This window comes from Pedobacter sp. UBA5917, from assembly GCF_002432345.1.
GTDB lineage: Bacteria > Bacteroidota > Bacteroidia > Sphingobacteriales > Sphingobacteriaceae > Pedobacter.
Genome location: NZ_DJDT01000317.1, coordinates 21,863 through 46,063 on the forward strand (window position 1 = coordinate 21,863; position 24,201 = coordinate 46,063).

At 36.5% G+C, this 24,201-nt stretch carries 23 protein-coding genes; 3 read left to right on the forward strand and 20 right to left on the reverse strand.

Translation table 11 applies throughout. From position 1 onward, the window contains the following. The first annotated feature begins 190 nt into the window (after positions 1-190). Positions 191-859, forward strand: a complete 669-nt coding sequence (locus B2V92_RS22235; protein WP_293312253.1) for a hypothetical protein — start codon at positions 191-193, stop codon at positions 857-859. A gap of 77 nt (positions 860-936) precedes the next feature. On the opposite strand, the gene B2V92_RS22240 is transcribed toward B2V92_RS22235, so the two are convergent. Further along, positions 937-1,530 (reverse strand): GIN domain-containing protein, encoded by a 594-nt coding sequence (locus B2V92_RS22240; RefSeq protein ID WP_293312255.1) that lies wholly within the window; start codon positions 1,528-1,530, stop codon positions 937-939. 334 nt (positions 1,531-1,864) lie between these two features. On the opposite strand from B2V92_RS22240, the gene B2V92_RS22245 reads away from it, so the two are divergent. Then, positions 1,865-3,235 (forward strand): Fic family protein, encoded by a 1,371-nt coding sequence (locus B2V92_RS22245; RefSeq protein WP_293312257.1) that lies wholly within the window; start codon positions 1,865-1,867, stop codon positions 3,233-3,235. A 47-nt stretch (positions 3,236-3,282) separates the two neighbouring features. On the opposite strand, the gene B2V92_RS22250 is transcribed toward B2V92_RS22245, so the two are convergent. Both B2V92_RS22250 and B2V92_RS22255 read right to left on the reverse strand, forming a co-directional pair. Further along, positions 3,283-4,005 (reverse strand): hypothetical protein, encoded by a 723-nt coding sequence (locus tag B2V92_RS22250; RefSeq protein WP_293312259.1) that lies wholly within the window; start codon positions 4,003-4,005, stop codon positions 3,283-3,285. Positions 4,006-4,126: 121 nt separating this feature from the next. After that, a complete protein-coding gene (locus B2V92_RS22255) occupies positions 4,127-4,726 on the reverse strand; it encodes a GIN domain-containing protein (RefSeq protein WP_293312261.1) in 600 nt (199 codons plus the stop codon). 277 nt (positions 4,727-5,003) lie between these two features. On the opposite strand from B2V92_RS22255, the gene B2V92_RS22260 reads away from it, so the two are divergent. Further along, positions 5,004-5,903: a glycerophosphodiester phosphodiesterase family protein gene (locus B2V92_RS22260; protein WP_293312263.1), complete on the forward strand. Its 900-nt coding sequence runs from the start codon at positions 5,004-5,006 to the stop codon at positions 5,901-5,903. Positions 5,904-5,905: 2 nt separating this feature from the next. Here the strand turns inward: B2V92_RS22260 and pepE are convergent, their stop codons facing one another. The 17 genes from pepE to B2V92_RS22345 all read right to left on the reverse strand — a co-directional run. Continuing rightward, complete coding sequence (gene pepE, locus B2V92_RS22265) at positions 5,906-6,601, reverse strand: dipeptidase PepE (protein ID WP_293312265.1); 696 nt, start codon at positions 6,599-6,601, stop codon at positions 5,906-5,908. Between the two features lie 70 nt (positions 6,602-6,671). After that, the gene (locus B2V92_RS22270; RefSeq protein ID WP_293312266.1) at positions 6,672-7,742 is read right to left on the reverse strand and encodes an acyltransferase family protein; all 1,071 of its coding nucleotides are present in this window, start codon (positions 7,740-7,742) and stop codon (positions 6,672-6,674) included. Between the two features lie 147 nt (positions 7,743-7,889). Next, positions 7,890-8,480 carry a Crp/Fnr family transcriptional regulator gene (locus B2V92_RS22275; protein WP_293312268.1) on the reverse strand — a complete coding sequence of 197 codons (591 nt, stop codon included), beginning with the start codon at positions 8,478-8,480 and terminating at the stop codon, positions 7,890-7,892. Between the two features lie 196 nt (positions 8,481-8,676). After that, positions 8,677-9,906, reverse strand: coding sequence for a helix-turn-helix domain-containing protein (locus tag B2V92_RS22280; RefSeq protein ID WP_293312270.1), 1,230 nt, complete (start codon positions 9,904-9,906; stop codon positions 8,677-8,679). Positions 9,907-10,027: 121 nt separating this feature from the next. Then, positions 10,028-11,752 (reverse strand): carbamoyltransferase family protein, encoded by a 1,725-nt coding sequence (locus B2V92_RS22285; RefSeq protein WP_293312272.1) that lies wholly within the window; start codon positions 11,750-11,752, stop codon positions 10,028-10,030. 5 nt (positions 11,753-11,757) lie between these two features. Continuing rightward, complete coding sequence (xrtY, locus tag B2V92_RS22290; protein WP_293312274.1) at positions 11,758-12,384, reverse strand: exosortase Y; 627 nt, start codon at positions 12,382-12,384, stop codon at positions 11,758-11,760. Further along, a complete protein-coding gene (locus B2V92_RS22295) occupies positions 12,356-13,243 on the reverse strand; it encodes a glycosyltransferase family 2 protein (RefSeq protein WP_293312276.1) in 888 nt (295 codons plus the stop codon). The genes xrtY and B2V92_RS22295 overlap by 29 nt, the downstream gene beginning before the upstream one ends. Continuing rightward, positions 13,233-14,480 carry an XrtY-associated glycosyltransferase XYAG1 gene (locus B2V92_RS22300; RefSeq protein ID WP_293312277.1) on the reverse strand — a complete coding sequence of 416 codons (1,248 nt, stop codon included), beginning with the start codon at positions 14,478-14,480 and terminating at the stop codon, positions 13,233-13,235. Before B2V92_RS22300 ends, B2V92_RS22295 begins: the two co-directional genes overlap by 11 nt. Then, positions 14,458-15,861 carry a hypothetical protein gene (locus tag B2V92_RS22305; protein WP_293312278.1) on the reverse strand — a complete coding sequence of 468 codons (1,404 nt, stop codon included), beginning with the start codon at positions 15,859-15,861 and terminating at the stop codon, positions 14,458-14,460. The genes B2V92_RS22300 and B2V92_RS22305 overlap by 23 nt, the downstream gene beginning before the upstream one ends. An 8-nt stretch (positions 15,862-15,869) precedes the next feature. Continuing rightward, positions 15,870-16,973, reverse strand: a complete 1,104-nt coding sequence (locus B2V92_RS22310) for a glycosyltransferase (protein WP_293312279.1) — start codon at positions 16,971-16,973, stop codon at positions 15,870-15,872. Next, the gene (locus B2V92_RS22315) at positions 16,966-18,147 is read right to left on the reverse strand and encodes a glycosyltransferase family 4 protein (RefSeq protein WP_293312281.1); all 1,182 of its coding nucleotides are present in this window, start codon (positions 18,145-18,147) and stop codon (positions 16,966-16,968) included. Before B2V92_RS22315 ends, B2V92_RS22310 begins: the two co-directional genes overlap by 8 nt. After that, entirely contained in the window at positions 18,144-19,220 is a 1,077-nt protein-coding gene (locus tag B2V92_RS22320; protein WP_293312283.1) for an acyltransferase family protein, read from the reverse strand. Before B2V92_RS22320 ends, B2V92_RS22315 begins: the two co-directional genes overlap by 4 nt. Beyond that, the gene (locus B2V92_RS22325) at positions 19,214-20,497 is read right to left on the reverse strand and encodes a glycosyltransferase (protein WP_293312285.1); all 1,284 of its coding nucleotides are present in this window, start codon (positions 20,495-20,497) and stop codon (positions 19,214-19,216) included. Before B2V92_RS22325 ends, B2V92_RS22320 begins: the two co-directional genes overlap by 7 nt. Next, a complete protein-coding gene (locus tag B2V92_RS22330) occupies positions 20,494-21,717 on the reverse strand; it encodes a hypothetical protein (RefSeq protein WP_293312287.1) in 1,224 nt (407 codons plus the stop codon). Before B2V92_RS22330 ends, B2V92_RS22325 begins: the two co-directional genes overlap by 4 nt. A 1-nt stretch (position 21,718) precedes the next feature. After that, positions 21,719-22,579 carry an FkbM family methyltransferase gene (locus B2V92_RS22335; RefSeq protein WP_293312288.1) on the reverse strand — a complete coding sequence of 287 codons (861 nt, stop codon included), beginning with the start codon at positions 22,577-22,579 and terminating at the stop codon, positions 21,719-21,721. Then, on the reverse strand, positions 22,576-23,610 hold the full coding sequence (locus B2V92_RS22340; protein ID WP_293312290.1) for a glycosyltransferase: 1,035 nt from the start codon (positions 23,608-23,610) through the stop codon (positions 22,576-22,578). The genes B2V92_RS22335 and B2V92_RS22340 overlap by 4 nt, the downstream gene beginning before the upstream one ends. Next, positions 23,600-24,201 (reverse strand): hypothetical protein (locus B2V92_RS22345; protein WP_293312292.1); only part of this gene is annotated, 602 nt, incomplete at its 5' end. The genes B2V92_RS22345 and B2V92_RS22340, both read right to left, overlap by 11 nt.

The following is a 24,201-nucleotide window of genomic DNA, read 5'->3' on the forward strand; positions in this document are numbered from 1 at the left end:
AACGCTGTTCAGTAAGCAAATGTAAAATGTCAGGAAATTTTAATTTTAAAGAAAATTGCAGTTCCTGATTGACTTTTTTACAGAGCTATTAATGCCATAGCGGTTAGAAATCGCGCTAAATTTATTTGCAGATGTAGCGACCGAGGTTAATTATACGTTTTAATCGTAAAATCAATACCTAACCAGATCAATGAAAAAATTATTACCGATGATGCTCCTGCTGATAGTGATATCGGCATGTAAAAAAGAAAAACAGGGCGATTATTCTGAAACAATCACTACCAGCGAAAAATGGGGGATTAAGATTGGCAGTAGCCAGGCCGAAGTGTATGCCCAGCTACAAAAGGCCGGTCCAACACTCGATTTTCAATACCTGAATATTTCTGGCCGGAAACCCTATACTTCTCCAGAGAAACCAGCTGAAATTATTCAATTTTACCATGCGATCACCATTTATAGCAGTACCGGAACATTAAACCGTGCAGTATTTCTTTTTACAGGCGATAAGGTAAAGGAAATTGCTGCGGGTGGCGGACTAACTGCAGGCGTTACAAAATGGCCCGATGGAGTGGCCGACGATACAGCAATCAAGGTAGATGATCCTGTTAGTTCACTGGGGGCGAAATTGTTAAAAATACACCAGCTACCGGCCTATAGTACTTACTGGTTTTTACTTTCTGATAAGCCCTTAAATAAAGCTTACGATGCTGATATGAGCAATTATAGCGACTGGCAATTTGTATTTTCTGATTTCGTAAGCTCAAGTATCAGTGGAACCTCAACAGTAAAATTGCATTTTAATGCCGGTAAACTCGAACGTATAAACCACGATTACAGGGAAGCACAGATTTTTAATTAAAAAAATAGAAAAAGCTTTAAAATACAAAAGGCGGTAAAATTAAATTTACCGCCTTCTTGTTTATATGTTGTGATGGTTTATTTAGCCAATGCTGCAATTTGAAGTGATTGAGGAGTACTCATTTCCGTTTTTAAAGCTGCAAAACGGTCTAAATTTAATTTTTGTGTTTTTCCCATTACCAAAATGTGGTTTTGTGTTGCACCTTTTAGTTTTAAATCAGAATTACCTTCAATTACAGTGTACAAACTTTCGGTGTTGGAGTTGATTTCGGCAACAGCATTTTCTTTTAAAAACACCTGAAGATATTTCGTGTCCAATTTACCTTCTGTTCTTACTACTGCATTTTCGGAAGCCTGTACCCTGTAGATATTTTTCACATAAACAGTAACTTTTGCTGTTTCTTTACTATCCGAAGAAATTTTTAAAGCGTAACCATCCTGGATTACTTTTACTTTTCCGTCATTGTCGTTATCATAACTTACACCTTCTTTTTGGCGCTGCACCAATGTTACCTGAACGTTTCCGCTTACCACAACTTTACTGAAGTTGTTAGGAGCCGAAATTTTTGTTGGTTGTTTTTCATCTGCCATTACGCTTGTAGAAAAGATAGATGATGTTAAAACAATTGCTGCTAAAAGCGATTTTGTTAGGGTTTTGATTGAGGTTTTCATAATGCTGTTATTTATATGTTTTTATAATATTTTGTTCCTGTTTTTGTAGATAAGACGCAGGTAAGGGCAAAACGTTGCACCATAAAACAGGCTATTATACCAACACATCGAAATCCTCGACGAACGGCTGTTTAAATCGGGCGAATGGTGAAATTATTTTTAACTGTTTAGGTTATTTATTAGGCTGACTTTATTTGCATACTAATAATTAAAGAATATAAAACTTGTCGCAATACCAGTATTGCGACAAAAAATTACTCAAAAATGTCGCGATACTAGTATTGCGACACTGAAATCAGTATATTTGTCGCAATACTTGTGAAAATGTCGCGATATGAACAAAAATGAGCGTAATCAACTTCTGATAAATCTGATAACAAAATTTCCCAATGGAGTGGGGATTGATAATATCAGTACAAATCTGGAAATTAATGTTACAAAAAGAACATTACAACGTTGGCTACAGCAATTGGCCGATAATGGCTTAATAGAAATCACTGGTGCTGCCAGAGCGACAACATATAGAATTGCACAAGATAATAGCAATATTGTAGATGAAGAAAGAAAGAGCAAACAAAAAACGTTAATTCCCCTATCATTTGCGGGGCAGAAAGCCTTTGATTTTATAACTGCTCCTATCCAGCAAAGGGCTATTGTGGGGTATCAACAAAATCTTCTAAAATTTTACCGTCCAAATATTGATAGCTATCTTTCTCTCGAAGAAAAAAAATATTTAACTAAAATAGGTGAAACTAAAATAGAGCAACCAGCTGGAACTTATGCACAACAAATTCTTAATCGGTTATTAATAGATTTGTCATGGAATTCGAGCCGATTGGAAGGAAATACATATAGTTTACTGGATACACAGCGATTGATCGAATTTGGAGAAGTAGATAACGAAAAGTCGGCAAAAGATGCGCAGATGATCTTAAACCATAAAGATGCGATAGAGTTTATTGCTCAGCAGGCTGATGAGATCGGATATAATCGCTATACTGTGCTCAACATACATGCTATGCTCGCTAATAACCTGCTACCTGATTCTGAAGCTCCAGGTAGGCTAAGGTCAATGCCGGTCGCGATTGCCGGTTCCGTATTTACGCCTTTGGCCATTCCACAACTCATTGAAGAATTCTTTGATCTTATTTTACAAAAAGTAAACGAAATTAAAGATCCGTTTGAACAATCGTTTTTCTTAATGGTTCATTTGCCTTATTTACAGCCTTTCGATGATGTGAACAAACGAGTATCCAGATTGGCAGCTAATATCCCACTAATTAAAAAAAATCTTTCACCGCTGTCCTTCGTCGATGTACCCGAAGATCTGTACATTCAAGGTATGATGGCTGTTTATGAATACAATGACATTAACCTTTTGAAGGATGTATTTATATGGTCGTACGAACGATCTGCTGATAAGTATAAGGTGATCCGACAATCTTTGGGAGAACCGGATGCTTTTAAGCTTAAATACCGAACACCCATCAGAGAATTAGTTACCTCTGTATTACTAAAGGTAGATAATGGCAATAACATACTAGAATATATCAGAACCAATGCACAAAGTATACCTAATGAGGATAGGGAAGAATTTATTAAGGCTGTAGAAAATGAAATCCTATCTTTGCATGAAGGTAATTTTGCACGCTATAGGATAAGCCCTTCGGAGTTTGCCAGATGGAAAAATATCAGGAAGCAATGAAATATAACTGGTTGATAGTATTATGTCTATAAGTTTTCCAACAATATTTATTGCTTAAACTCAACTAAATTATCGTTTACTAAATCATATTCGTAAAGCTTATCCTGTTCATTATCTAAGTATAACCACTGTACAGTATTAATGTGATGTTCTTCGGTTGTGGCAATTCCAATAAGCACATATTCTTTATCACCCCTCGTCTGTTTTTCGATGGAATAATTTATCTCATTACGGTTTTTAACCAGTAATTGCAATTGTTCGTTTTTCGTATTGGCTACATAATATTCAACCAGGGCATAAAGTTTATCCAGATAAGATTTTGAATAACTCTCTTCCTGTGGCCAATTGTATTTTAAGGGTTTATTATACGTTTTTCTGAATTTGGAAACATTGCCGTCTTTTAGTTTTTTTACCGATATGATCTTTTCAGCCTGTTGCGGGGTATCGCCGTCGCCAGCAATATAAATGGTATCTGTTTTCCATAGTACTTCGATCATATCACCCCTTAGCAAACTTCTATCATCATTATTGTCGTTAATAAAAGATAAAATCTCATTCTTCCTGCGTGCTATGAGCAGAAAATAATCGCCATCATCATTATAATCCACAAATTCGGCAATGGTTTTATTTTGGGATTGGCTATCAACGCTTTTTTTTACTTCAACTGCTTTTTTTACCGTATCGGTAATGGCAGTTTTGGTGTTTTTTTGTGTATCCGAACGACATGAAACACAGGCGAGCACAAATAAAATTTTCCAGATGTTTTTCATTTGGTTGATGGCTATAATTTATTGATCAGGATGATCCGTAAATATATGTTTTGAAATCCGAAAAATCGGGGCACAAAAAAGCGACAAAATTTTGTCGCTTTTTAATATGATGGTATAATAGTTACTTAGATAAAGCAGCAGTTTGAAGGATGCTTGTAACCGGCGCTGTCATTTCAGTTTTCGAAGCGGCAAATTTATCAAGGTTCAATTTTGGAGTGTTTCCCATTACCAGGTTGTGGTTCTGTGTGGCACCGCTCAATTTTAAATCAGCATTACCTTCCATTACTGTATATAAACTTTCGGTTTTTGAGTTGATTTTGGCAACTGCATTTCCGCTTAAAAATACCTGAAGATATTGAACATTTAGTTTTCCTTCTGTTTTTACAACAGCTTCATCAGCTGCCTGTACCCTGTAGATATTTTTTACATAGACCGTAATTTTTGCAGGGCTGTTGTTGGTTGAAGTAATTTTTAGTGCCGATCCGTCTTGTACTACTTTTACGTTGCCCGTGTTATCGTCTGTGTAGCCAACACCCTCAGTACCGTTCTGGATCAGGGTTACTTCTACATTTCCGTTTACCACTACCTTGTCGAAGTTTTTTGGTGCCGACATTTTAACAGGTTGTTTTTCGCCTGCCATTACATTTGTACTGAAGATTGAAGCGCTTAAAACTAAAGCTGCCATTAACGATTTTGCTGAGGTTGAGAATAAAGTTTTCATAATGTTTTTATTTATATTTTTAATTAATAATTTGTGATTGTTTGATAATGAGACGCAGCCATTCGGAAAACGTTTCAGCCGTTTTGGCCGTATTATACCAACGCAGTGAAATTCTCGACGAACGGGTTTTAAAATCGGGCGAAAAACAGTTCATTTTTTTATAAAATTTCCGATCCGGCATATTCATGTCCGGACTTGTGCCAGAATTAACATTAATGGAATAATGGCTTAACCGGCTGTTAATACTTTTGCGCTTAAATCCATTATCCTTATTTGTATGAAAATTTTCGGTATTACAATCTTTTTATCGCTCATCCTCCATTTATTTGTTTCGTTGGCACAAAGTCCTGCCGAAAAACTTAAGAGTATCTTTCAGGAAAAGAACAGGCAGATTTTGGTTGCTGCACACCGTGGCGACTGGAGAAATTCGCCCGAAAATTCGCTACAGGCGCTTTATAACAGCATCAATAAAGGATTCGATATTATGGAGCTTGATGTAAAAATGAGCAAAGACAGTGAAATGGTGGTGATGCACGATAATACCATCGATCGTACTACAAACGCAAAAGGAAAAGTGGGAGATTATACTTTGGCAGAACTTAAAAAGTTCAGGTTAAGGAATGGGCTTGGCCGTGTTACAGAAAACCAGATTCCTACCATGCGTGAGATGATGCTGGCAGCAAAGGGAAAAATCCTGATCAATGTGGATAAAGGGAATGACCATCTCGACCTCGTATTCAAAGTGCTGCGCGAAACGGCTACCACCGATCAGGCCATTGTTAATGTTGGCGATGATATGCCTTATGGAGAATTGAAAGCTAAAAATACGATTCCGGATGATGCTTATTTAATGGTAGTAGTAAATGTAAAAAACAAGGGTATGAAAAGCGTCATCGATGGTTATGCTGCCAATAAGAAAACCATTGTACAACCTATTTTTGATACCGATACTTTGGCCAATCTAAAAGTTGTGAAAGCAATGAACGGAAAACCTTTAATCTGGTTAAACAGTTTGTGGCCATCGCTAAATGGCGGGCACGATGATGACCGTGCGGTTGAAAGAAATGAAAAGGAAGAAAGCTGGGGCTGGCTGATCAATTATCATCCGGTAATCCTGCAAACCGACCGCCCAACCGATCTTCTGATTTATTTAAAAAGCCGCGGATTACATAAATAAACTTACACTAACGAGGCACTCGGCTTTAATTCATAGGGCGCTTTACCGGGTTCAAAAATCCTTGTTTGTTCGCTTCCCTCTGTCGTTATTTTATCGCCTTTTATCCTGATCCAGTTGCCTTCGCGCAGGCCAACTACTTTGATGTTGTTCTGTGTTAAAAATTCTTTGATCCTTGTTTCCCTTGTTTCGCCATTGTGTTTTAAATCAGGATTTGGGTCGAGGTAATGGGGATTGAGGTTAAATGGAACCAGGGCCATACAATCAAAAGATGAAGGGTAAACGATCGGCATGTCGTTGGTGGTTTTCATGTTAATCCCGCCGATGTTACTGCCTGCGCTGCAACCCAAATAGGCTTTGCCTTTTTTGATGTTTTCGCTTAAAATATCCATCAATCCAAGCTCGTGCAATGTTTTTACCAATAAAAAAGTATTGCCGCCGCCGGTGAAAAAGCCTTTTGCTGTATGTACGGCTTCAACAGGATCGGCAAATTCATGTAAACCTTTTACTGTAATATTGAGGCCTGAGAAAAAATCTTTGGCTTTAGCAGTGTATTCCCCGTGCGAAATACCTCCTGGCCTAGCAAAAGGTATAAAAACAATTTCATCTACCCCTTTAAAAAGGTTGATAAGCTCATCTGTAAGGTATTCAAGGTAATTCCCGCCAAAAAGAGTAGAAGTAGAGGCCAGTATAACGTTCATCTGTGTAATTTTTTGATCCAGCTTTACAAGCTTGTTTTGCAAAGGTAAAAAACAGATGGCGCACTTCGCGTTATTTTACGACCATATTTGTTGGTTCAAGTTTTAATCTTTCAATCCGTCTTGCTATAAACCTCTCGAGTAAAACGCTTACCATCAAAACAATTGTTAAAGTAGTAAAGCCTAAACCAAATATTTTTGGAAAGGCATTTGCCCTTGTTATATTTATTATCAAGATTTGAGAAACATATATTGGGTATGATAAGTTGCCTAAATACCGATCAATTTTACTGTCTTTAGTATAGATGAATGAAATTGGGATTAAAAGTATTATCAAACTGAAAACAACTATTTGCTTGTTTAAATCGTTAGGTAGAATATAAGAATAGAAGAGAATTAAACTAATTAATAACATAAAACTAATTTGCTTAATTCGTTGATTAATCTTCTTAAGGCGTAGGTACTTGTAAAAATGATATGATAAGCATCCACCCATAAAATACATCAGCTGATTAGGGAAAAACATATAATCCCATGGATGGGAGGAATAACCCATATTTGATAGGACAACCCTCAGAAAAATACTTCCGAAAAATATTAAAAGGGGAATTTTTAGGCCTTTTCTTAAAATAAATGGTGCTATAATATAAAAGGTTAGCTCTACGCCGATCGTCCAAGCAATGCTATTGAAACTAAAATTATAAACGTTTGGATCTGATGTACCAAAATTTGGAGTGAAATATAATCGTCCGTTTTCAATACCCATTAAAAAGGTAAGGTCGAGGCCAATTATGAAAATGTTTGCGATTATCAGATAAATCCATGTTTCTGTATGCAAGGGGGCGGCATAATCATAGAACCATAATGTACCTGGGTATCCTAACTTAAACACTATTACTCCCCAAAATACCAGCCCAACAAGGATTATCCAATATATTGGATATATTTTCAATGCCCGGTTCTTATAAAACTTTAAGTTATTTCCTTTTAAATATTTTTCATTTAAAACCAGAGTCATGTAAAAACCCGAGATAACATAAAATATCTGAACAGCTAAATCGCTGGGGATAGGTTGGTAACTAAACAGAGGTGATGTGTGACATAAAACAACAATCGATGCAAGTATAAATCTTATAAACCCCATTAATAATATTTTTTGCTAAAATACAGTATTAAAACATAAACCATGTATAACCTTGCAGCAGATGTTTTTATGGAATTTGGGCTATAACTTTTAGCTGAATGGTTTGCTGATTATCAAAATCTAGGTACTTTAATCCTGAATCTATCATTAGGCCAGCATTTTTATTTCCTGATCGGTTGCCCTGTTTCTTATTCTGCTCAGGGTTTCGAGGCGCATACCGAGATAACTCGCCAGGTAACGCTGGGGAACCCGGTCTATATCAAAAACGGTATCTTCGAGTTTAAGGTACCTGCCCAATGCTGTTGGTATCCTTGCAATGATCGATCTTTCTGACGCCATAAAATATTGTGTTTCCAATATTTTGCGGGCAATTATATCCCATTCAGGATAATTAAATGATAAGGTATCGGTAAGCGAATAAGGGATGCGCACCAAATAACAATCTTCGAGTGCCTGCAGGTATTCGACCGAATGATTGGATTGTTGTTCGGGATGACGGATGGCTTCTATAATCTGGTTCTCGAATCCAAACCAGGTACTGATATCTTTTTTCCTGTCTTTTATAAAACCCCTTACCAGTCCTTTAATTAAAAAGTACATCGCATTGTTTGAATCAATAGGCGAAAGGATGTGTTTGTGCTTTCGTACCATAACAACCTGACAGTTTTGCTCGTAATAGCTGATAAATTCTTTCGATAAAGGATGAAGTTTTTCCAAATAGTTGAAAAATGGCTTCATAAGAAGACGATTGTCTGAACCTGTTGTCATTACTATTATTTGGGATAGGTATAATAAATTAGGTCATTTTCAGGTCAAAACGACCAGTAAAAATGCTTATCCAAATGTATTGTCTATCTCAGGGAAATAGTAAAAGAATGGGGTATTTTGTCTCTAATGATTCAATCGTTAGACCAAATACGGGGCCGAACAGGCCTCAGGAGTTCAGTTCCTGTGAGAAGTATGCTGTAGGCATTACACCTTTTTCTTTTTTGAAAGCGTTGTAAAAAGTTGCCTGGTTTTTAAAACCTGCTTCCTGTGCTATTGCCTCTATGGTTATTTTGTCGGCAAGGATGGGGTATTGTTTTAAAAAATATGCTATCCGGTAACTGTTAATCCAGTCGCGGAAATTTTTACCGATATGGTTATTGATCACAAATGAACATTGGTGTACGGGAATATTGATCCGGGTTGCCACATCTATTATCTGCAGATCCTGATTAAGGTAGAGGCATTCATCTTCCATTTCTTTTTTAATCAGGTTAATATACAATGCGATCTGTTCTTCCGAAAGGTTGATCTTTTTAGAAGTTGCTGAAAGCTGTTTGGGGATCTTCATTATTTCCAGCAGATCGAAGTCGTTGGGCGTTGGTTTATGATCAGTAGCCAGTTTTTCTTTCCATTCGTTTTTGCTCCAATCAATAGCCACCAATAAAAAGCCGTAAAAAAGACTCGGTTTGTGGAGTGCATATAAGAGGATGAGCAACAGGGCTGCACAGTTGATTACTACAAAAATAGAATTTTCGATGGGTAACGAAATATTCCTTAGTATTACCGGCAAAAGCCCTAAAAGCTGGAAAAAGGTAGCGATTTTAAGCAGAAAGATTGCCCAATGCTGTGTGGTATGATCGATAATATTTTTTTTCAGGATCTTTGATTTTACCACCGTAAACCAGGTTAACCCCAGATAAGTCATGGTAAGTAGCGGTCTGAACAAAGAATGGATGTAGGATGGGAATAAACCACTTTTGGCCTCAAGCGAAAGATATCCATCAGCATGAAGTTCCTTAACGATGAGCTCCCAGTTTAAAGCTTCTGAACCAGGCCATGGGATAATATGGATAATTGCCAAAAGGGAAGGGATAAAATGAAACCAATCTCTTTTAGAAAGCGCCGTTTTCTCATATACAAAACCGGTAATATAAAGATAAAAACAGGCTGGTGCTGCGAAATAGAACGGTGTAAAAAACTGAAAGAATATTGAAAGTGGTTCTGTGCGGCCGGTTGTAATAAAAAGCGAATTAAGTACCTGTCCAAACCGGGCAAATAATAGGATAGATAGCAGTATATTCTGTGTCCTGCTCCCATTTTTTGCGAAAAATAAATGGAGGGATATTAAAAGCAGGCAAAAACAGGTAGTGCCAGCCAGGAAATTTACAAATTGCATATATTAACTTCAGGATAAAGCGTTTTTATTGGTTAAATCTCATGATCTGGTTATAACCAATCGATTTAGAAATAAGGGTGAAATTTGTTAATAAACAATCGTAGGTAAGATGATGATTTTTTTATTTTTTAATGATAATATCCTCCATTACCAGCATATCCATTTTTGTTCTCAAAAAACAGTTTAATGCTTCTTCCGGTGTATTTACAATAGGTTCATTTTCGTTAAATGAAGTGTTGAGCAAAATTGGTGTGCCTGTTTTTTCGCCGAAGGATTTTATGAGCTGATAGTATTTTTCGTCGGTATGATGATGCACGGTTTGCAGCCGGCCTGTACCATCCAAATGGGTAACGGCCGGGATTTCATACCTTTTTTCGGCTTTGATTTTAAAAACTTTTTCCATAAAGGGAACATCATCAACCTGTTCGAAATATTCTCCAACAAATTCCGAAAGGATAGAAGGAGCAAAAGGGCGGAAAGATTCGCGTCTCTTAATTTTGGCATTCAACAGCTCTTTTGCTTTTGTATTTCTCGGGTCGGCCAGTATTGAGCGGTGGCCCAATGCCCTTGGCCCGAATTCAGCCCTTCCCTGAAACCAGCCAACAACACCTTCATCGATTAAACAGTTGGTTACTTCGTTAAAAAAGTCTTTTTGTTCAGGCTTTAAATATTGGATGTTTTTTTCCTTTAGCATATTCTCAATATAGGCATTGTCGAATTTGCTCCCCAGGTAACCATGAAACATGGGCGTTGTGCGCGGTTTCTTTTCGAGCTGGTTCCAGACCCATAATGCAGCCCCGATTGCAGTACCGGCATCATGCCCGGCTGGTGGGATATAGATTTGCATAAAAGGTGTATTAAGCTTTATTTTTCCGTTGGCAACCGAATTTTGGGCCACACCACCAGCTATGCAGATACGCTTTAAACCGGTTTTTTGGTGTAAATGGTTAAGGATATGGAAAATAACTTCTTCTGTAACCTGTTGTACGGATGCAGCTAAATCTTTATGGTATTGGGATAATTCTTCATGCTGTTGCCTCGGATTTTCTAAAAGCGTGGTTAAATTTTCGGTGTAAAGACTATCCATGCCAGGTATACCATTCTCCCATGCCATATTTACCCCATTTTTAGGGTGGTTGAAATATTTAAGGTCGAGTTCAAAGAGTCCGTTATCTTTTAATAGGATCAATTTACGGATCAGATCTACGTAACGGGGTGTACCGTAAGGAGCGAGGCCCATAACCTTATATTCATCACCATAATGGGGGAAACCTAAGAACTGTGTTAATGTGGTATAAAAAATGCCTAAAGAATGTGGATAGGATACAGTATCCAAAACCTTGATCTGATTCCCTTTTCCGGTGGCAAGCATGGTACTGCTAAAATCGCCAAAACCATCAATCGATAAAATTGCAGCTTCTTCAAAAGGTGATGCAAAAAATGCACTTGCTAAATGGCTTCTGTGGTGCTCTACCTGAACTACCTTAGCTTTCAGCGTTGCCGGTGAAAGGTGAAAATGATTACAGATTTCGTTTTCAATACTATTTGCCTTTTTCAGATTCTGCGCCCGGTTGATCATATTTTTTAAGCTCAAACGGTTTTTTAATGCAGTAAAAATCTTTTTCGAAAAATTGGCTTTTGGATCGCGTGATACGGCAATATAATCAACCTCGTTTATGGTGATACCTGCCTCGGTTAAACAAAATTCGATAGCTTTTGAAGGAAAGCCCGCCCAATGTTTTATCCTCCGGAAACGCTCTTCTTCTGATGCGGCAATAATCTCCCCATCTTTATAAATACAGGCAGATGAATCGCCATGATAGGCATTAAGCCCTAAAATATACATTTGGTTTATGCTTGAGGGTTATCTGTTGTTGTTGCCTGATCGGCATTTGTTTTTTTAGGCGTTTTGGTATTGCGCTTGATCCAGATATACAGCATAATAAAAATGATGATGTAAACAATCACGTTAAAGATCTCGTGATGGTATTCGAAGTAGTTTCTCTGGCTTTGGAAAAAGCCGAAGAGCAGACCTAATCCTGCAATTCTGCAGATATTGAGAACATAAATGGTAACCAATCCAACTACAAGCATTTTGAGGGTAGATTTCCATGGAGCCGGAAATGCAAGTACAAATGCAGCTAAAAAGCTCATTACGCCTAACCCCAGGCATGAGTAGTTGATGCGCAGATATGGACCATTTACCACCATTACATCCATTTCATTGTGGATAGCGTAGAAACCGAATAACTTAATAATCCAGACTGCTGGTTTAATCAATGCCGTTTTTAAGCCCTGTATATAATCGAAGTGCTGTGCAATATAGGCATTGTAGTACTTTCCTCCTTCGCTCATTACACTGTTCATAAACAAATTGCCCTGACTAAATAGGATATACAAGGCAAATAGCGCAACAATAAATCTGATTGCTTTTCTGTCTGCTTGTTTCTTAGCTTCTTTTTGACTGATTTCGCTCATATGGGACTTTATTTCGTTTTTTTAAAATGTTTAATTTTTTATCTACCTGCAACCTGAACCATAAGCCCTGCATATAATGAAACCTGATGCCATTTTTCCCTTCAAATATACCCAGTTGGAACAGCATTCTATAGGTAAAATATAAATACGGGCGGATGTATAGGGGAAGTTGCCACCATAATTTTTTAAACCAGGCTTTACGCTCGTCGGGGTTTCCGAATAGGTTTGGGTGAAGTGCTGATGTTCGCAGGCCCAGTAATCGTTCAAATTCTTCTTTGGCTACCAGCTCACTGTACTTTTGATGTTTTGCATACCAAAAACTTAAATCATTTTCTTTAAGATTTTCTTCAATAATATGGCCCTCCTTCCATGTTTGGGTATTGCCACTTACAATAAACCGGTGATCCATATTTTCGTTAAGGTCAGAAAAACCGATTCCCTTTCTGAACATTTTAAGCTGGTACATTGGGTAATACCCCCCATAACGGATCCATTTTCCCTGGAATATATTTTTCCGATTGAAATAGATCCCACTTATGCCCGCATACTCTTCATTTTTAAAGCCAGAGAGTTTAGCGAAAAGTTCGGGCGTTACCATTTGGTCGGCGTCTAAACCAATAATCCATGGAGTATCGATTTTAAAGTTTTTCAGCGCAAAATCCCATTGTTTTGGATGGTTTTCGAAAGAATGATGTTGTATCTGGGCATTATACGCAGCTGCAATGGCCAAAGTATTATCAGTACTGCCACTATCTAATATGAAAATTGGTGCATTAAGTTGCTTAATAGAATCCAAAAGCCGCGGCAAATGAACTTCCTCGTTAAAGGTTAGAATGATAAAGCTGAAATTAAGATTCATCCAGAGCTATTATATGCTGATTTTTCAGCGCACTTTTGTATATTTTAAGATACTGTTCGCCCAATACCTGATCGTTAAAATCACTTTGTATAAGATTTGGTGCTTTTCTCCTGATTTCTTGACGATGGATAATATCCTGGTATGCAAAGTCGATCTGTTTGCTTACATCTTTAGGATCCAGTGTACATACATAACCTATCTGATTATCTTTAATATAATCGGATAGACCAACCTGATCCGAAACCAATACCGGAGTTCCAACGCTTAAACTTTCGAGAATTACATTTGCAAAACTTTCACTTTTTGAGGTTAATATTGTAAGATCGTGTGTACTTAAAGCGCTGAACTTATCCGGATTGTCAAGATGCCCGAGCCATGTTATTCTATGAGAGATATTTAACTGTATTGCAATATCTTTAAGCGAATTAATGTACACCATATCACCTGTTCCGGCAATACTCAATGTCCATTCAAATTTGAGCAGGGCTAGTCCGTTAAAAAGAAGCTCTAAGCCTTTAACCGGATTGATGCGTGATATAAAAAATAAACTAAATACTGAAGCCGTATTTTCAGTTCTTGTTAAAATAGGATCAGATCCTTGAGAAAGATGAATAATATTTGGTATAATATTTACATTATAGTACGGATCAAAGCCCAATATCTCATCTTTTTCCTTTTTACTGGTAGCGTGAATGGTGCAATGTGTTAATAGCTTTCTTCCAAAAAGAAAATGGATTATTTTTTTTGCAGCTAATCTTCCACCCGAAAGTGTATTAGGAGTTAACATACCCCTGGGTGATACCACTATGGGCATATTGTACCACTTGGCAATTAGACAACTTAGCAGCGAAACCAGATTCCACCAGGCATGAATATGGATAATTGTTGCTTCATGTGTTTTTTTTGTCTGGCGAATGATTTTTAAAAGGTTTAATAGTAGAGCGGGCGAAAAGTGGCTATGATCTTTAGTCCATCTGTTAAAATATATTACATTAACGCCATCAACCACCATGGGTTTATTAGGCATTACTAAAAGTTCGGTTTTTCCGTTAGCGGTTGTGGTAAGTACCTGGATATTTGTGTTGTTGGCTATTCCTGAGTTTTTGAAGGTATAACTATTGGACAAGACTTCGCAAAGCCGGCTCACCGACTGTGTTGGACCGCCATAAATAAATGCGGGTTTATAAGAAGGTGTAACGTGGATAATCGTCAAATTATTGCCTGATGTACTGGTCAATTCTTTTGGCTAAAAATTTATTGATCAGTAGATAAATAATGAAAAATGTAATTAAACTCCCAACCATCTTATCAAGTGCAAACTCGAAGGTACTGATCTGAAAGAATAACGGGATTACCAAACAAATGGCCCAAATGTGGTTATAGGAATTACGGATGATATATTTAAATATGAAACCAATAACTAATCCGAACAGGAACAATGGGAGAAGCATTAATGGGAATCCGAAATCAACATAAGATTCTGCTACATAGCCCATACTGATAGAGGTACCCTGAGCACTGCCTGCAAAGCCTAATCCTGTATACATCATGGTTTTTTCCGAATCATTTATGGCTGCTTTACCCGGAAAAAAAAGGCGGGGCATGAGTACTCTTTGAACCGCATCAAACCATAAACGTCCGTGTTCGTGCGGTCTTGAAGTAGGAACATAAGAAATTGATGCTGAAAAAATATCAATATAGGAAATTCGGTCGATTAATGCAGTTACAGCGTCCTGATATTTGTTCTGATCTATAGAGTTCCCCAATTCGATTGCTTTGGTTAGTGCTTCTGTTTTTGATACAGATACGATTTGGGCCTGTTCTCCACCAGATAGGTAAGATCTGTATTGAGGTTTGATAAATTGCCATACAATTAGCATATTAAACAAAATAACACTGGCAAATAGTATTAATGAATACTCTTTTTTGGTTAATTTCTCATTCACAAATAAATACAATATAAAACCGATAATGAAAAATTCTTTGAAGGCGCTAAAATAACCGGTAAAACTTAGCACGATCTCCAATGAAATAAGGAGGATGAATTTTTGCCTCATTTGTGACCGGTCTTTGAATGAAGTGAGAAAGAAAAATACAAAAATCGACCATTTTAAATCAAGCAGTTTAATAATGAGTTGATATAACCCACCAAAACTCACTGCTACATTTAATAAGATAGGATAGAGAATTATTGCACCTATGTAAGCAAACATGATTTTCTTTTTATCATATTGTTTTACAGGTGTTTCCAGACTTGCAAACGAAATTGTCTCGGTTTCCCTAGTGGCAAGATTAATACCCAGGCTTATTACCAATAAACCAAATAAACTAAAATAGAAAGCTTCTTCAATTTTTAAGGGATTAATGAACAGGTTTTGGAAAGGTAAAGAGATTAAAGATGCATAGAGGGTTTTTATGGATACCTGTATCCACTGCATCAATATGCCAAAAAATAAAATCGGAACCTCTCCTTTTTTCCACAATAATTTAGCTGCTATTGGAACAAATAAAATAGCAGTAAAGGTTGGTAGGGGGTTAATGCTAAATAGGCTTACTACCAGAAGAAAAAGGATTAAACCTGTTAATGTTGGGCCTAGCTTAATGGAATCTTTAAACAAAGTATATTTTAATTATATATTATTTTTAATAAACTTTCGGCTTGTATCGTGATATTGAAGTCTTTTGAAATTTTCAAATAACTTTTCTTGATACAGTTTTTCGAATCTATCGGGTTGTTTACAATCATTAAGAGTTTCTCTTTCAGGTGATTAATATCTCCAGATCTAAACAGATAGCCGGTTTTTTTATCTTCTATTATTTCTGCTGGTCCACCATTATCTGTTGATAAAACAAGAATACCCCTGATCCCGGCTTCAATAATAACCATTCCGAATGATTCGAAAGCTATTGAAGGCAGTATCAGTAAATTTAAATCTTTATAAATTTCATCCAGGTTAGCTTTATATCCCATCCATTCGATATTAGATTCAATGTCCTTATTTCGAGCGTTCTGTTTAAGCTTATCAATGTAATTAATGTCGCCGGTTCCAAAAACTTTGAGGTGAAATTTAATGTTGTTGTTTTTTTTAAGTTCTCCAAGGGCATCGAGTAACATTTCATGCCCTTTGTGTATGGCAATTTGACCTACAATACCAATTTTCAGTTTTTCAAAATTATCTATATTTTGTTTTTCAGGTAGTATTGATGTTCCATTATATAACGTACTTACTTTTTCAGCGCTAATGCCACTCTCCATTAAACTTTTTGCTGTTGCATCGGATACCGTGATAAACCGGGTGGTTTTATGTTGGATGCCTGTTAAAATGAATTTATTAAAAGAAGTTGGTTCAATATAATCATGAACATGATAGATATGTTTCATCTTTACAAATAGACCAGTCATAAATACTGTTCTAAAAGATGTGTGATAACATAAATCGGGTTTAAAGGATCGGATTACTTTCCTGATCTCTTTTATTGCAGAGGGAAGGTGAAATAAAGTATCTAAAGTCCACCGTATATTTTTTGGATATATAAATCCTAGTTTAATACATGAATATGAAATAGCCAGCGCCTTTAACCTTTCATTAAATGCGCCATTTCCCCAGGCATTGGTAATGCAGTAAATTTCTACCCCTAAATCTTTAAGTGCTTCGAGGTAAGCAAGGGTTACAACCTCTACTCCGGCAATAATATGGCCCCCACAAAATACCAATATCCTTTTAGCCATTCTTTAAGTTTTCAAGTTCATTGGTAAATGCAACAACCTGTTGTTTTATTGACCAATTTTTAATTATTTGGCTTGATGCTTTTCCCATTTCAGCCAGAAGTTTTCTATTCCCTGCGACTTGCTTTATCAATACTTTAAGCTCTGCCTGATTTTTAAAAATATACCCATTTTCGTTATTTTTTATTAAATCCGGTGCACAGCCAACCTGTTCAGATGCCATTACCGCCTTACCCGCCGCCATTGCCTCGTTAATGGATAAACCCCAGGTTTCGCTGTTGGAGGGTAAGCAAAATACATCGCAGGCCTGATAACATACGGGCATTTTACTTTGGTTCTGAAAATCGATGAAATGAATCTGATCTACAATTTGCTTCGAACTATTTTCTGATCTGATATTATCTATAACCGCTTTCATGCCGGATTCGAGAATACCATTACCAACAAATAGTAAGTGGGTATTTTGAGCAGCTGTTTCAATAAATGCATTGAGCAATAATAGCGGATTTTTTCGTGGCTCAAATTTTCCAGCAAATAATATTAAAATGTCTTCACTCCCAATGCCAAAAGTTTGCCGTAAGCTATTAGCCTCATCACTTCTGTTTTCTGCAAAGCGACGATTATCTACAGCGTGGGGCGAAAATACAAGTTGATTTTCATTTAATCCGTAAGATAAAAAATAAGCTTTACCCGCACTACCTACATAAAACGCCTTATCAACCATTTTATAAATTAGCGTTAAGTAGATTTTTCTTAATGTCCTCTTCCAAAAAGGCATAACATCCAAGAGCGTAGAATCTCCCCTGAACCATAATGGAATTTTTCCTCTGAAGTAGCGAAGAACTTTTAAGTGACTCTGATAAGCCCATCCATAAATGAGAATGGCTTGCGGATTAAAAGTTTTGATAACCGCTACAATATCAGGATTCTGTATGCCGAAAAAGTGATGTGAGCCAGGTTCTTTAGCTGTATTTTTTAAAAAAGTATAAGGGTAACCATCTAAAAGCGGAATATCCCAGGCAATTTCTTTTTGAAAATCGTGATCAAATTTTTCTCCCTGTGCAGCCTTCCCCCAGGTATAAAAAACATGAAGATTACACTGCTGTGCCAGTTCTTTAAAAACAGGTGTAAAGTATTGTATAGGGTGTGTAATAATTACTGCGAGTTTTTTCTTCATTTCTTGAAATGTAAGAAAGGCTTTTCTAAATAACGATAACTGATAAAAGAGATTGGAATTAAGAAGATTAAGGTACTAACGAATGTAATAAATACATTTGTGGTAGAAAATAAACCGTATTTAATAAGATATTGTGCAAATAGCTGTATAACCAATCCGTGCCATAAGTAAAAACTGTACGATAGCTTGCCAAGATATGATAACCCGGTAAATTTAAACACTTTAGTTAACCATTTTTGATATAAACCCCAGTATAAAATTGCTGCAAAGCCGAGTCCCATGATCGAAAAGCCAAGCCATTTAATAAAGCTATTATATACTGAAAATATTTCCAAAATGTTCTTTGAGATGAGCACACGACCTAGATAAACGATAATCAATAATGGTAAAAACAGTAGTATATTTATTTTTCTATCACTGTTGTTATTATAGTAAAATTTCCCTGCCAGCATACCAAAAGCAAACTCAAAAAACCTGAATAGAATTTGATCAGTAAGAAGCGATGCTGTTTCAGGCCAAAAAATTATAATGATTAACGGAATTATGCCGAATGCAGATGAAAATATAATGAGCGCAGTTTTAAAATTTTTTAGATACTGAATCCACGTGAATATTGGGAATATAAGATAGTATTGCCATTCTAAACTTAGGGTCCAAAATAAACCGGCACTGCTATATTTGCTTAGAATGTTGTTAAGATAAAATATACTGGTTAAGACGCTTTTAAATACTGGGAAATCTGCATTTTGAAAATACGAAAATGAGATGTATACTATGGATGCAGCGTAAAATGCAGGAGAGAGCCTAATCCATCTTTTTATTAGAAATTCTTTAACAGAATAGTTTTTAGTGCCATAATTCGTATACATAATAAAACCGCTGATTACAAAAAACAGGTCTACGCCATTGCCGCCAATTGCCAATATTTTTGAAAAATCGAAACCAAACAGATTTATCTGTGGATTTCCAAATGATGACCAGGAATGAATGTAGCATACGCCGATTGCCGCCAACGCACGAAAACCGTCTAATGAAATAATTCTATTTTCCTTTAAATCCTTCTTAATCAGCATTGAACAACCTGGTTAAATAAATCACATTGTTTTTTTGTAAGTGCTTCGGCAGAGTAAATGGAAAAATTTTCAATATTCATTTGTTCGTAAACAAAGTTTGGGTTAGCCATATTGTTTAAAAAATCCTGGATTATTTTCCCTGCCTGTACTTTATTCTGGATATCTGCTACACTGCCAGCATTACAATCCCGAATGATTTCTGCAGCGCTACTTTTTAGGTTAAATATTGCTAGTATGGGTTTCTTCGAAAGAATATAAGGGTAAATTTTGCTTGCTGTATAACCCGGATCATCAGAACCCAATATAACTAATCCATCTGCATTGGATAGATAAGCTAAAGTTTCAAAATATGAAATTCTATCGGTTTGTTCATAAACATGGTTAGCTAGCCCCATGCTATCGGCTATTGGTTTAATGGTTGCAATACCCATGCCTTTTGGCGCATAACTAGTGCCGATAAAATAAAATTTAAATTTTTCAAATAAACCATCACCTTTTGATAATTGCAGCCTGAAATTTTCAAATAGAAGCGTAGCTGCTTGTTTAAGGTCGTGCCCGCCACGACCTATGTAAACAAGATTGATGGTATTATTATTCAATAATGGGGTGGCCAAATACGCTTTGTTAGCATCAACAATTTCAAAATCTTTAATAGCTGCAGGAAAGGTGATTACAGCCGTTGGGATTTTTTTTACTTTATTATAGCGCTGCGTAAGCACTTCAATATAATCAGCCGATACACTCATTATACCGCTAACTTTTCGCATGGCAATAGGTTCAAGGTATTTATTGAGTCTGTACGAGAACCAATATTTGGGAGGGCGTTGGGCTTTCGGTTTATTTTGATAATATTCGCTATGCCATGGATCTTGCATGTCGATAACATAGGGAATATTGAATTTTTTCGTCCAATAAGCTCCCAAAACACAGACCGGAAATTCGGTTGTTGAGAAAAAGATGAGATCAAAATGTTCTTTTCTTAATAACCTGGTTACATATTTTTCATAGAAAAGAAAAGATCTTAGCGCTAAGCTCCCAAGTCCGAACTTACTGGTCCATTTTTTTTGAAGTGCTTTTACATAATGGACTTTAACGTTGCTTGGAATGCTTTCTAACAGTAAAGGATCTTCTACTACATCGTAGTAAAGCGGATCAACACACACAACAGTTGGCTGCCAGCCATTTTCTTCGTAATGTGGTAAACTGAGCCTTACCCGGTGCATATCTGCGGCATTTCTTGGGGGGAAGTGCGGTGAAATAATAAGTAATTTTTTCAATCGTTCAGAGTAAGTTTAATGATTGATAAGAATTTATCTTGCTCCTTTTCCCAGTTTAAAGTTAGTTGCCCCAGTTCGTAGCTGTTTGCCTTATTTTGGTTCAAAACCGTTCGGTTATGGTTGTATCCCTCTAATATTTTAGCCAATGAATAGGCATTGTTTTTTTCGAATAAAAGTCCTATCCCCGGATATTTTTTAAGTAGTTTTTCCTGGGCTATTGTATTGCTTGCTATAACCGATAACCCCGACTGTATATAAGTAAACATTTTATTGCTCAAGGCCAGTTCATTATTAATAGAAAAACCTGTTTCTGTTGCCAAACCAATATCAAAAAGACTTGAAAAAACGAATAGATCTTTAGGATTGATGGGTTGATGCATGTGAATGCAGTTAGTATCGAAATTAATTTTTTTATAACAGTTGGTTAAAAAATCTCCTTGTAAATTTCCCAATAGGTGCAGCTCAAAAGGAAAATGTACCTGGTTTAAGGCTTCAATTATGGTTTCTATCCCCCGGTTTGGACCGATTGTTTGCGAAAACCATAAGAGTTTTAGCGGATTTTCGGAATTAGGCTGTGATGACTGATTGGTTTTCGGGAAAACATTTAAAATTACAGGAGCCTCTATTTTAAAAAGCTGACTATATTGTTTTGATATCTCCGTACTGGAACATGTTATATAATCTACCTGGGGGATATATTTTTCCTCAATGTATGTCTTAAGCTGCACATCGAAATCAGCTAAAGAATTTGATACTTCATGTCTGTGAAAATCTTCTGCATCAAAGCCTATCTTGGCTTTATTCCTTTTAGCTGCCTTTATAGCTACAGGCAGCGCTGCAAGATTATGGGCTATATAAAGATCGGCTTTAATTGTGGTAGCCGATTTTAAAAGCGAAAAATAGCACCTTCCAATTGCCAGTTCCGCTATTCCAAACTTTAAAGTTACCCATTTGGCTAGCAGGTTGGCAAATTTATATACAAACCTGGTGATTTGGTATACATTATTTTTTGTAGAAGGGTTCCCACCAACTTCTAAGGCACTCCATTTACCGTTTTTAAGCAAAGATTGGTCACTTTCAGTAGCCCATTTACTCAGGTATTGATAAACCACGGTAACATCATAACCTGCATTTGCCAAGGCATCAGCCTCTTTCACCAATCTTGGATTAATTGTAGGCTGACCTGATGTAATTAAAACAATCTTGTTTCGGAATTTCAAATTATTTTTGCTCAAGTATGCTATTTACCATATCAATGTTGGCAATAGCAAAGTAATTTTCTCTCTCCTGTGAAAAGGTAATGGGGTAAACCCTATTTTCTTTTGTTCGATATCCACAAAGCTGGTAACCATATTGAAGTAAATAGTTGAGAAGTTCTTCTACGGTAGTGTTGGAATTGATCAATGTTTTATTAATCTCAAGCTGGATTACAAGAATTTTTTTGTTTTTTAATAAATTAGCTGCCCCTTTTAATACGCTTAGTTCAAAACCTTCAACATCAATTTTAAGATATTTAATAAAATCAACAGGAGATATTTTTGCATATTGATCTAAACTTTGTGCTGTGATTTTAACATTGTTGTTGTTTTGCCTATTGCTGATATGGTTCTCACCATCAAGCATTGTAGTAAAAAACAGATCTATTGCAGCTTCGGCCAATGCAATCCTGTTAGTAGTGGTCCTATCCGTTATCTGATTAAGCGATATATGGTTTTCTAACTTCTGAAAGTTTTCGGCGTCTGGTTCAAATGCATGTATCCTTCCTGATTGATTGATAAATTGGGACATCCAAACGGTATACACACCAATGTTTGCGCCTACATCAAATACAACATCATGCGGTTCTACTAATTTGGCAATAAGGTTAAACTCTTCCCAATCAATAATATAATTGTACAGGACCCACATCGATTGAAATGAATTATAGCAAATTATAATTTTTCTATCCTTCCATAGGGAGTAGGTTAGATTTTTTATTTTGAGCAACCGGATAAATTTCCATTGGGTAAACCTCAGTAAGGCTTGGAATGGTCTTTTTTGGTTATATGGGTGTTTAAACAGAGTTTTTAAAGAAGAGATCATTGCTGTTTTAAAGTGTTATGCTTCTGATAGTATAACTCAAGATACTTATCGGTTATATGTTTACTATTAAAATTGTTAAAGGCATATTGCCAAACATCTTTTCGCGGTAAAGTGTACAATTTAACAACACTACTTATCATTTCTAGGAGCGAATTACACACGAAGCCTGAAATTCCATTTTTTACGATTTCAGCTAGTCCGCCCCTTTCAAATCCTAATACCGGAGTTCCGCAGGCCATTGCTTCGATCATAACTATCCCGAAAGGTTCATTCCAAAGAATAGGCATGAGCAATGCCTTTGCCTGTTGAAGAAGCGCATTCTTCTGTAAATCATTTACCACTCCAATATACTTTATCTTTTCGGAGAGAAAGGGCGCTATCTTCTCCTTAAAATAATGCATTTCTCCTACCGGAATATTACCTGCAATAATTAGATCGCTGTTGGTTTTTAAAGCAACTTCAATAGCAATGTGCGTACCTTTTATATGCTCTATCCTTCCTAAAAATACAAGAGGAGCTGAGGAATTATAAGTAAAATTAGGCTGATAAACATCCATAGGAAAACCGTTATGTATAGCTATAGCTTCAGCAAAGCCACTTATTTGGTTAGATATATAATTACTACAACCTGTAAAGCTTAATGTATTCCTTTTACTTATAGAAACAGCCTTTTTAATTTGAGCTATTGTGGGTTCGCGCTGATAGGACATGATTTTTGGTATGGACGATTGCAAAAACGGAAGCAGATATGCTAGCCTGCCAAAGCTGTGGATGATATCAGGCCTAAATTTTCTGATCTTATTTATCGTAAACAGATTATGCAAGTGTTTGATTTTACTATCCTGATTGCCATATGGAATCAATGGAACGGGAACCACTGAGTCTTTATGTCCAATCAATATAACATGATGTCCTTTCTCAACCAGATGTTTAATCAAAAAATCTATAATCCTTTCTATCCCTCCATATCCGATAGGAGGGACAGGGAGAAAAGGATCAGCTATAATTGCAATTCTTAACCTATCGGCCACTGTATTTAATTTTTATTTTTTTTGTAAGTTTCCATCCGATCAACCGATCGAGTATGCCTGTTATTCCTTGATTACTTGGTGAATATTTTTTTCCTGTGAGTGCAAAAAATTGCTTTGCACCCGCCGAATAGTAATCGGGACGGTGGTAATAAAAATGGTATATCCAACCGCTCCAATATTGAGCTAATGCTTTTTTAACTCTGTAACTGTCCTCTTTTTCGAGTAAACTACGCGTTACTGTAGAGAGGGCGATAAAAGCGGATTGTAAAGCCCGATCACCCGATATGTTAGAAAGTGAATTGGGAACGTCTTTCCTATAATAAACGATAGATTCTGGATTGTATATAATTTCCTTGGCATTCGGGATTAATCTGCAGAAAAATTCGAAATCGTCAATTAAAGAAAGTTCCCCATTCCAGAGGCCCGACTTTTCGATTAATCCCCTTGGAATAAGAAACATTCCGCATTGGGTAAGGTTGAGCCCTTTTGCCCCGTCAGCCATCAGCCAGTCCATCGGTTTTAATGAACATCTTACAGATGCTGGATTTTTCCGGTTGTTATTAATATCGTTATTGTAAAATTCTTTTAGCT

Excerpts from the sequence above, each read along its gene's own strand:
- B2V92_RS22235 (WP_293312253.1), top strand. The coding sequence starts at position 191 with ATGAAAAAATTATTACCGATGATGCTCCTGCTGATAGTGATATCGGCA.
- B2V92_RS22240 (WP_293312255.1), bottom strand. The coding sequence starts at position 1,530 with ATGAAAACCTCAATCAAAACCCTAACAAAATCGCTTTTAGCAGCAATT.
- B2V92_RS22245 (WP_293312257.1), top strand. The coding sequence starts at position 1,865 with ATGAACAAAAATGAGCGTAATCAACTTCTGATAAATCTGATAACAAAA.
- B2V92_RS22250 (WP_293312259.1), bottom strand. The coding sequence starts at position 4,005 with ATGAAAAACATCTGGAAAATTTTATTTGTGCTCGCCTGTGTTTCATGT.
- B2V92_RS22255 (WP_293312261.1), bottom strand. The coding sequence starts at position 4,726 with ATGAAAACTTTATTCTCAACCTCAGCAAAATCGTTAATGGCAGCTTTA.
- B2V92_RS22260 (WP_293312263.1), top strand. The coding sequence starts at position 5,004 with ATGAAAATTTTCGGTATTACAATCTTTTTATCGCTCATCCTCCATTTA.
- pepE (WP_293312265.1), bottom strand. The coding sequence starts at position 6,601 with ATGAACGTTATACTGGCCTCTACTTCTACTCTTTTTGGCGGGAATTAC.
- B2V92_RS22270 (WP_293312266.1), bottom strand. The coding sequence starts at position 7,742 with ATGGGGTTTATAAGATTTATACTTGCATCGATTGTTGTTTTATGTCAC.
- B2V92_RS22275 (WP_293312268.1), bottom strand. The coding sequence starts at position 8,480 with ATGAAGCCATTTTTCAACTATTTGGAAAAACTTCATCCTTTATCGAAA.
- B2V92_RS22280 (WP_293312270.1), bottom strand. The coding sequence starts at position 9,906 with ATGCAATTTGTAAATTTCCTGGCTGGCACTACCTGTTTTTGCCTGCTT.
- B2V92_RS22285 (WP_293312272.1), bottom strand. The coding sequence starts at position 11,752 with ATGTATATTTTAGGGCTTAATGCCTATCATGGCGATTCATCTGCCTGT.
- xrtY (WP_293312274.1), bottom strand. The coding sequence starts at position 12,384 with ATGAGCGAAATCAGTCAAAAAGAAGCTAAGAAACAAGCAGACAGAAAA.
- B2V92_RS22295 (WP_293312276.1), bottom strand. The coding sequence starts at position 13,243 with ATGAATCTTAATTTCAGCTTTATCATTCTAACCTTTAACGAGGAAGTT.
- B2V92_RS22310 (WP_293312279.1), bottom strand. The coding sequence starts at position 16,973 with ATGGCTAAAAGGATATTGGTATTTTGTGGGGGCCATATTATTGCCGGA.
- B2V92_RS22315 (WP_293312281.1), bottom strand. The coding sequence starts at position 18,147 with ATGAAGAAAAAACTCGCAGTAATTATTACACACCCTATACAATACTTT.
- B2V92_RS22320 (WP_293312283.1), bottom strand. The coding sequence starts at position 19,220 with ATGCTGATTAAGAAGGATTTAAAGGAAAATAGAATTATTTCATTAGAC.
- B2V92_RS22335 (WP_293312288.1), bottom strand. The coding sequence starts at position 22,579 with ATGATCTCTTCTTTAAAAACTCTGTTTAAACACCCATATAACCAAAAA.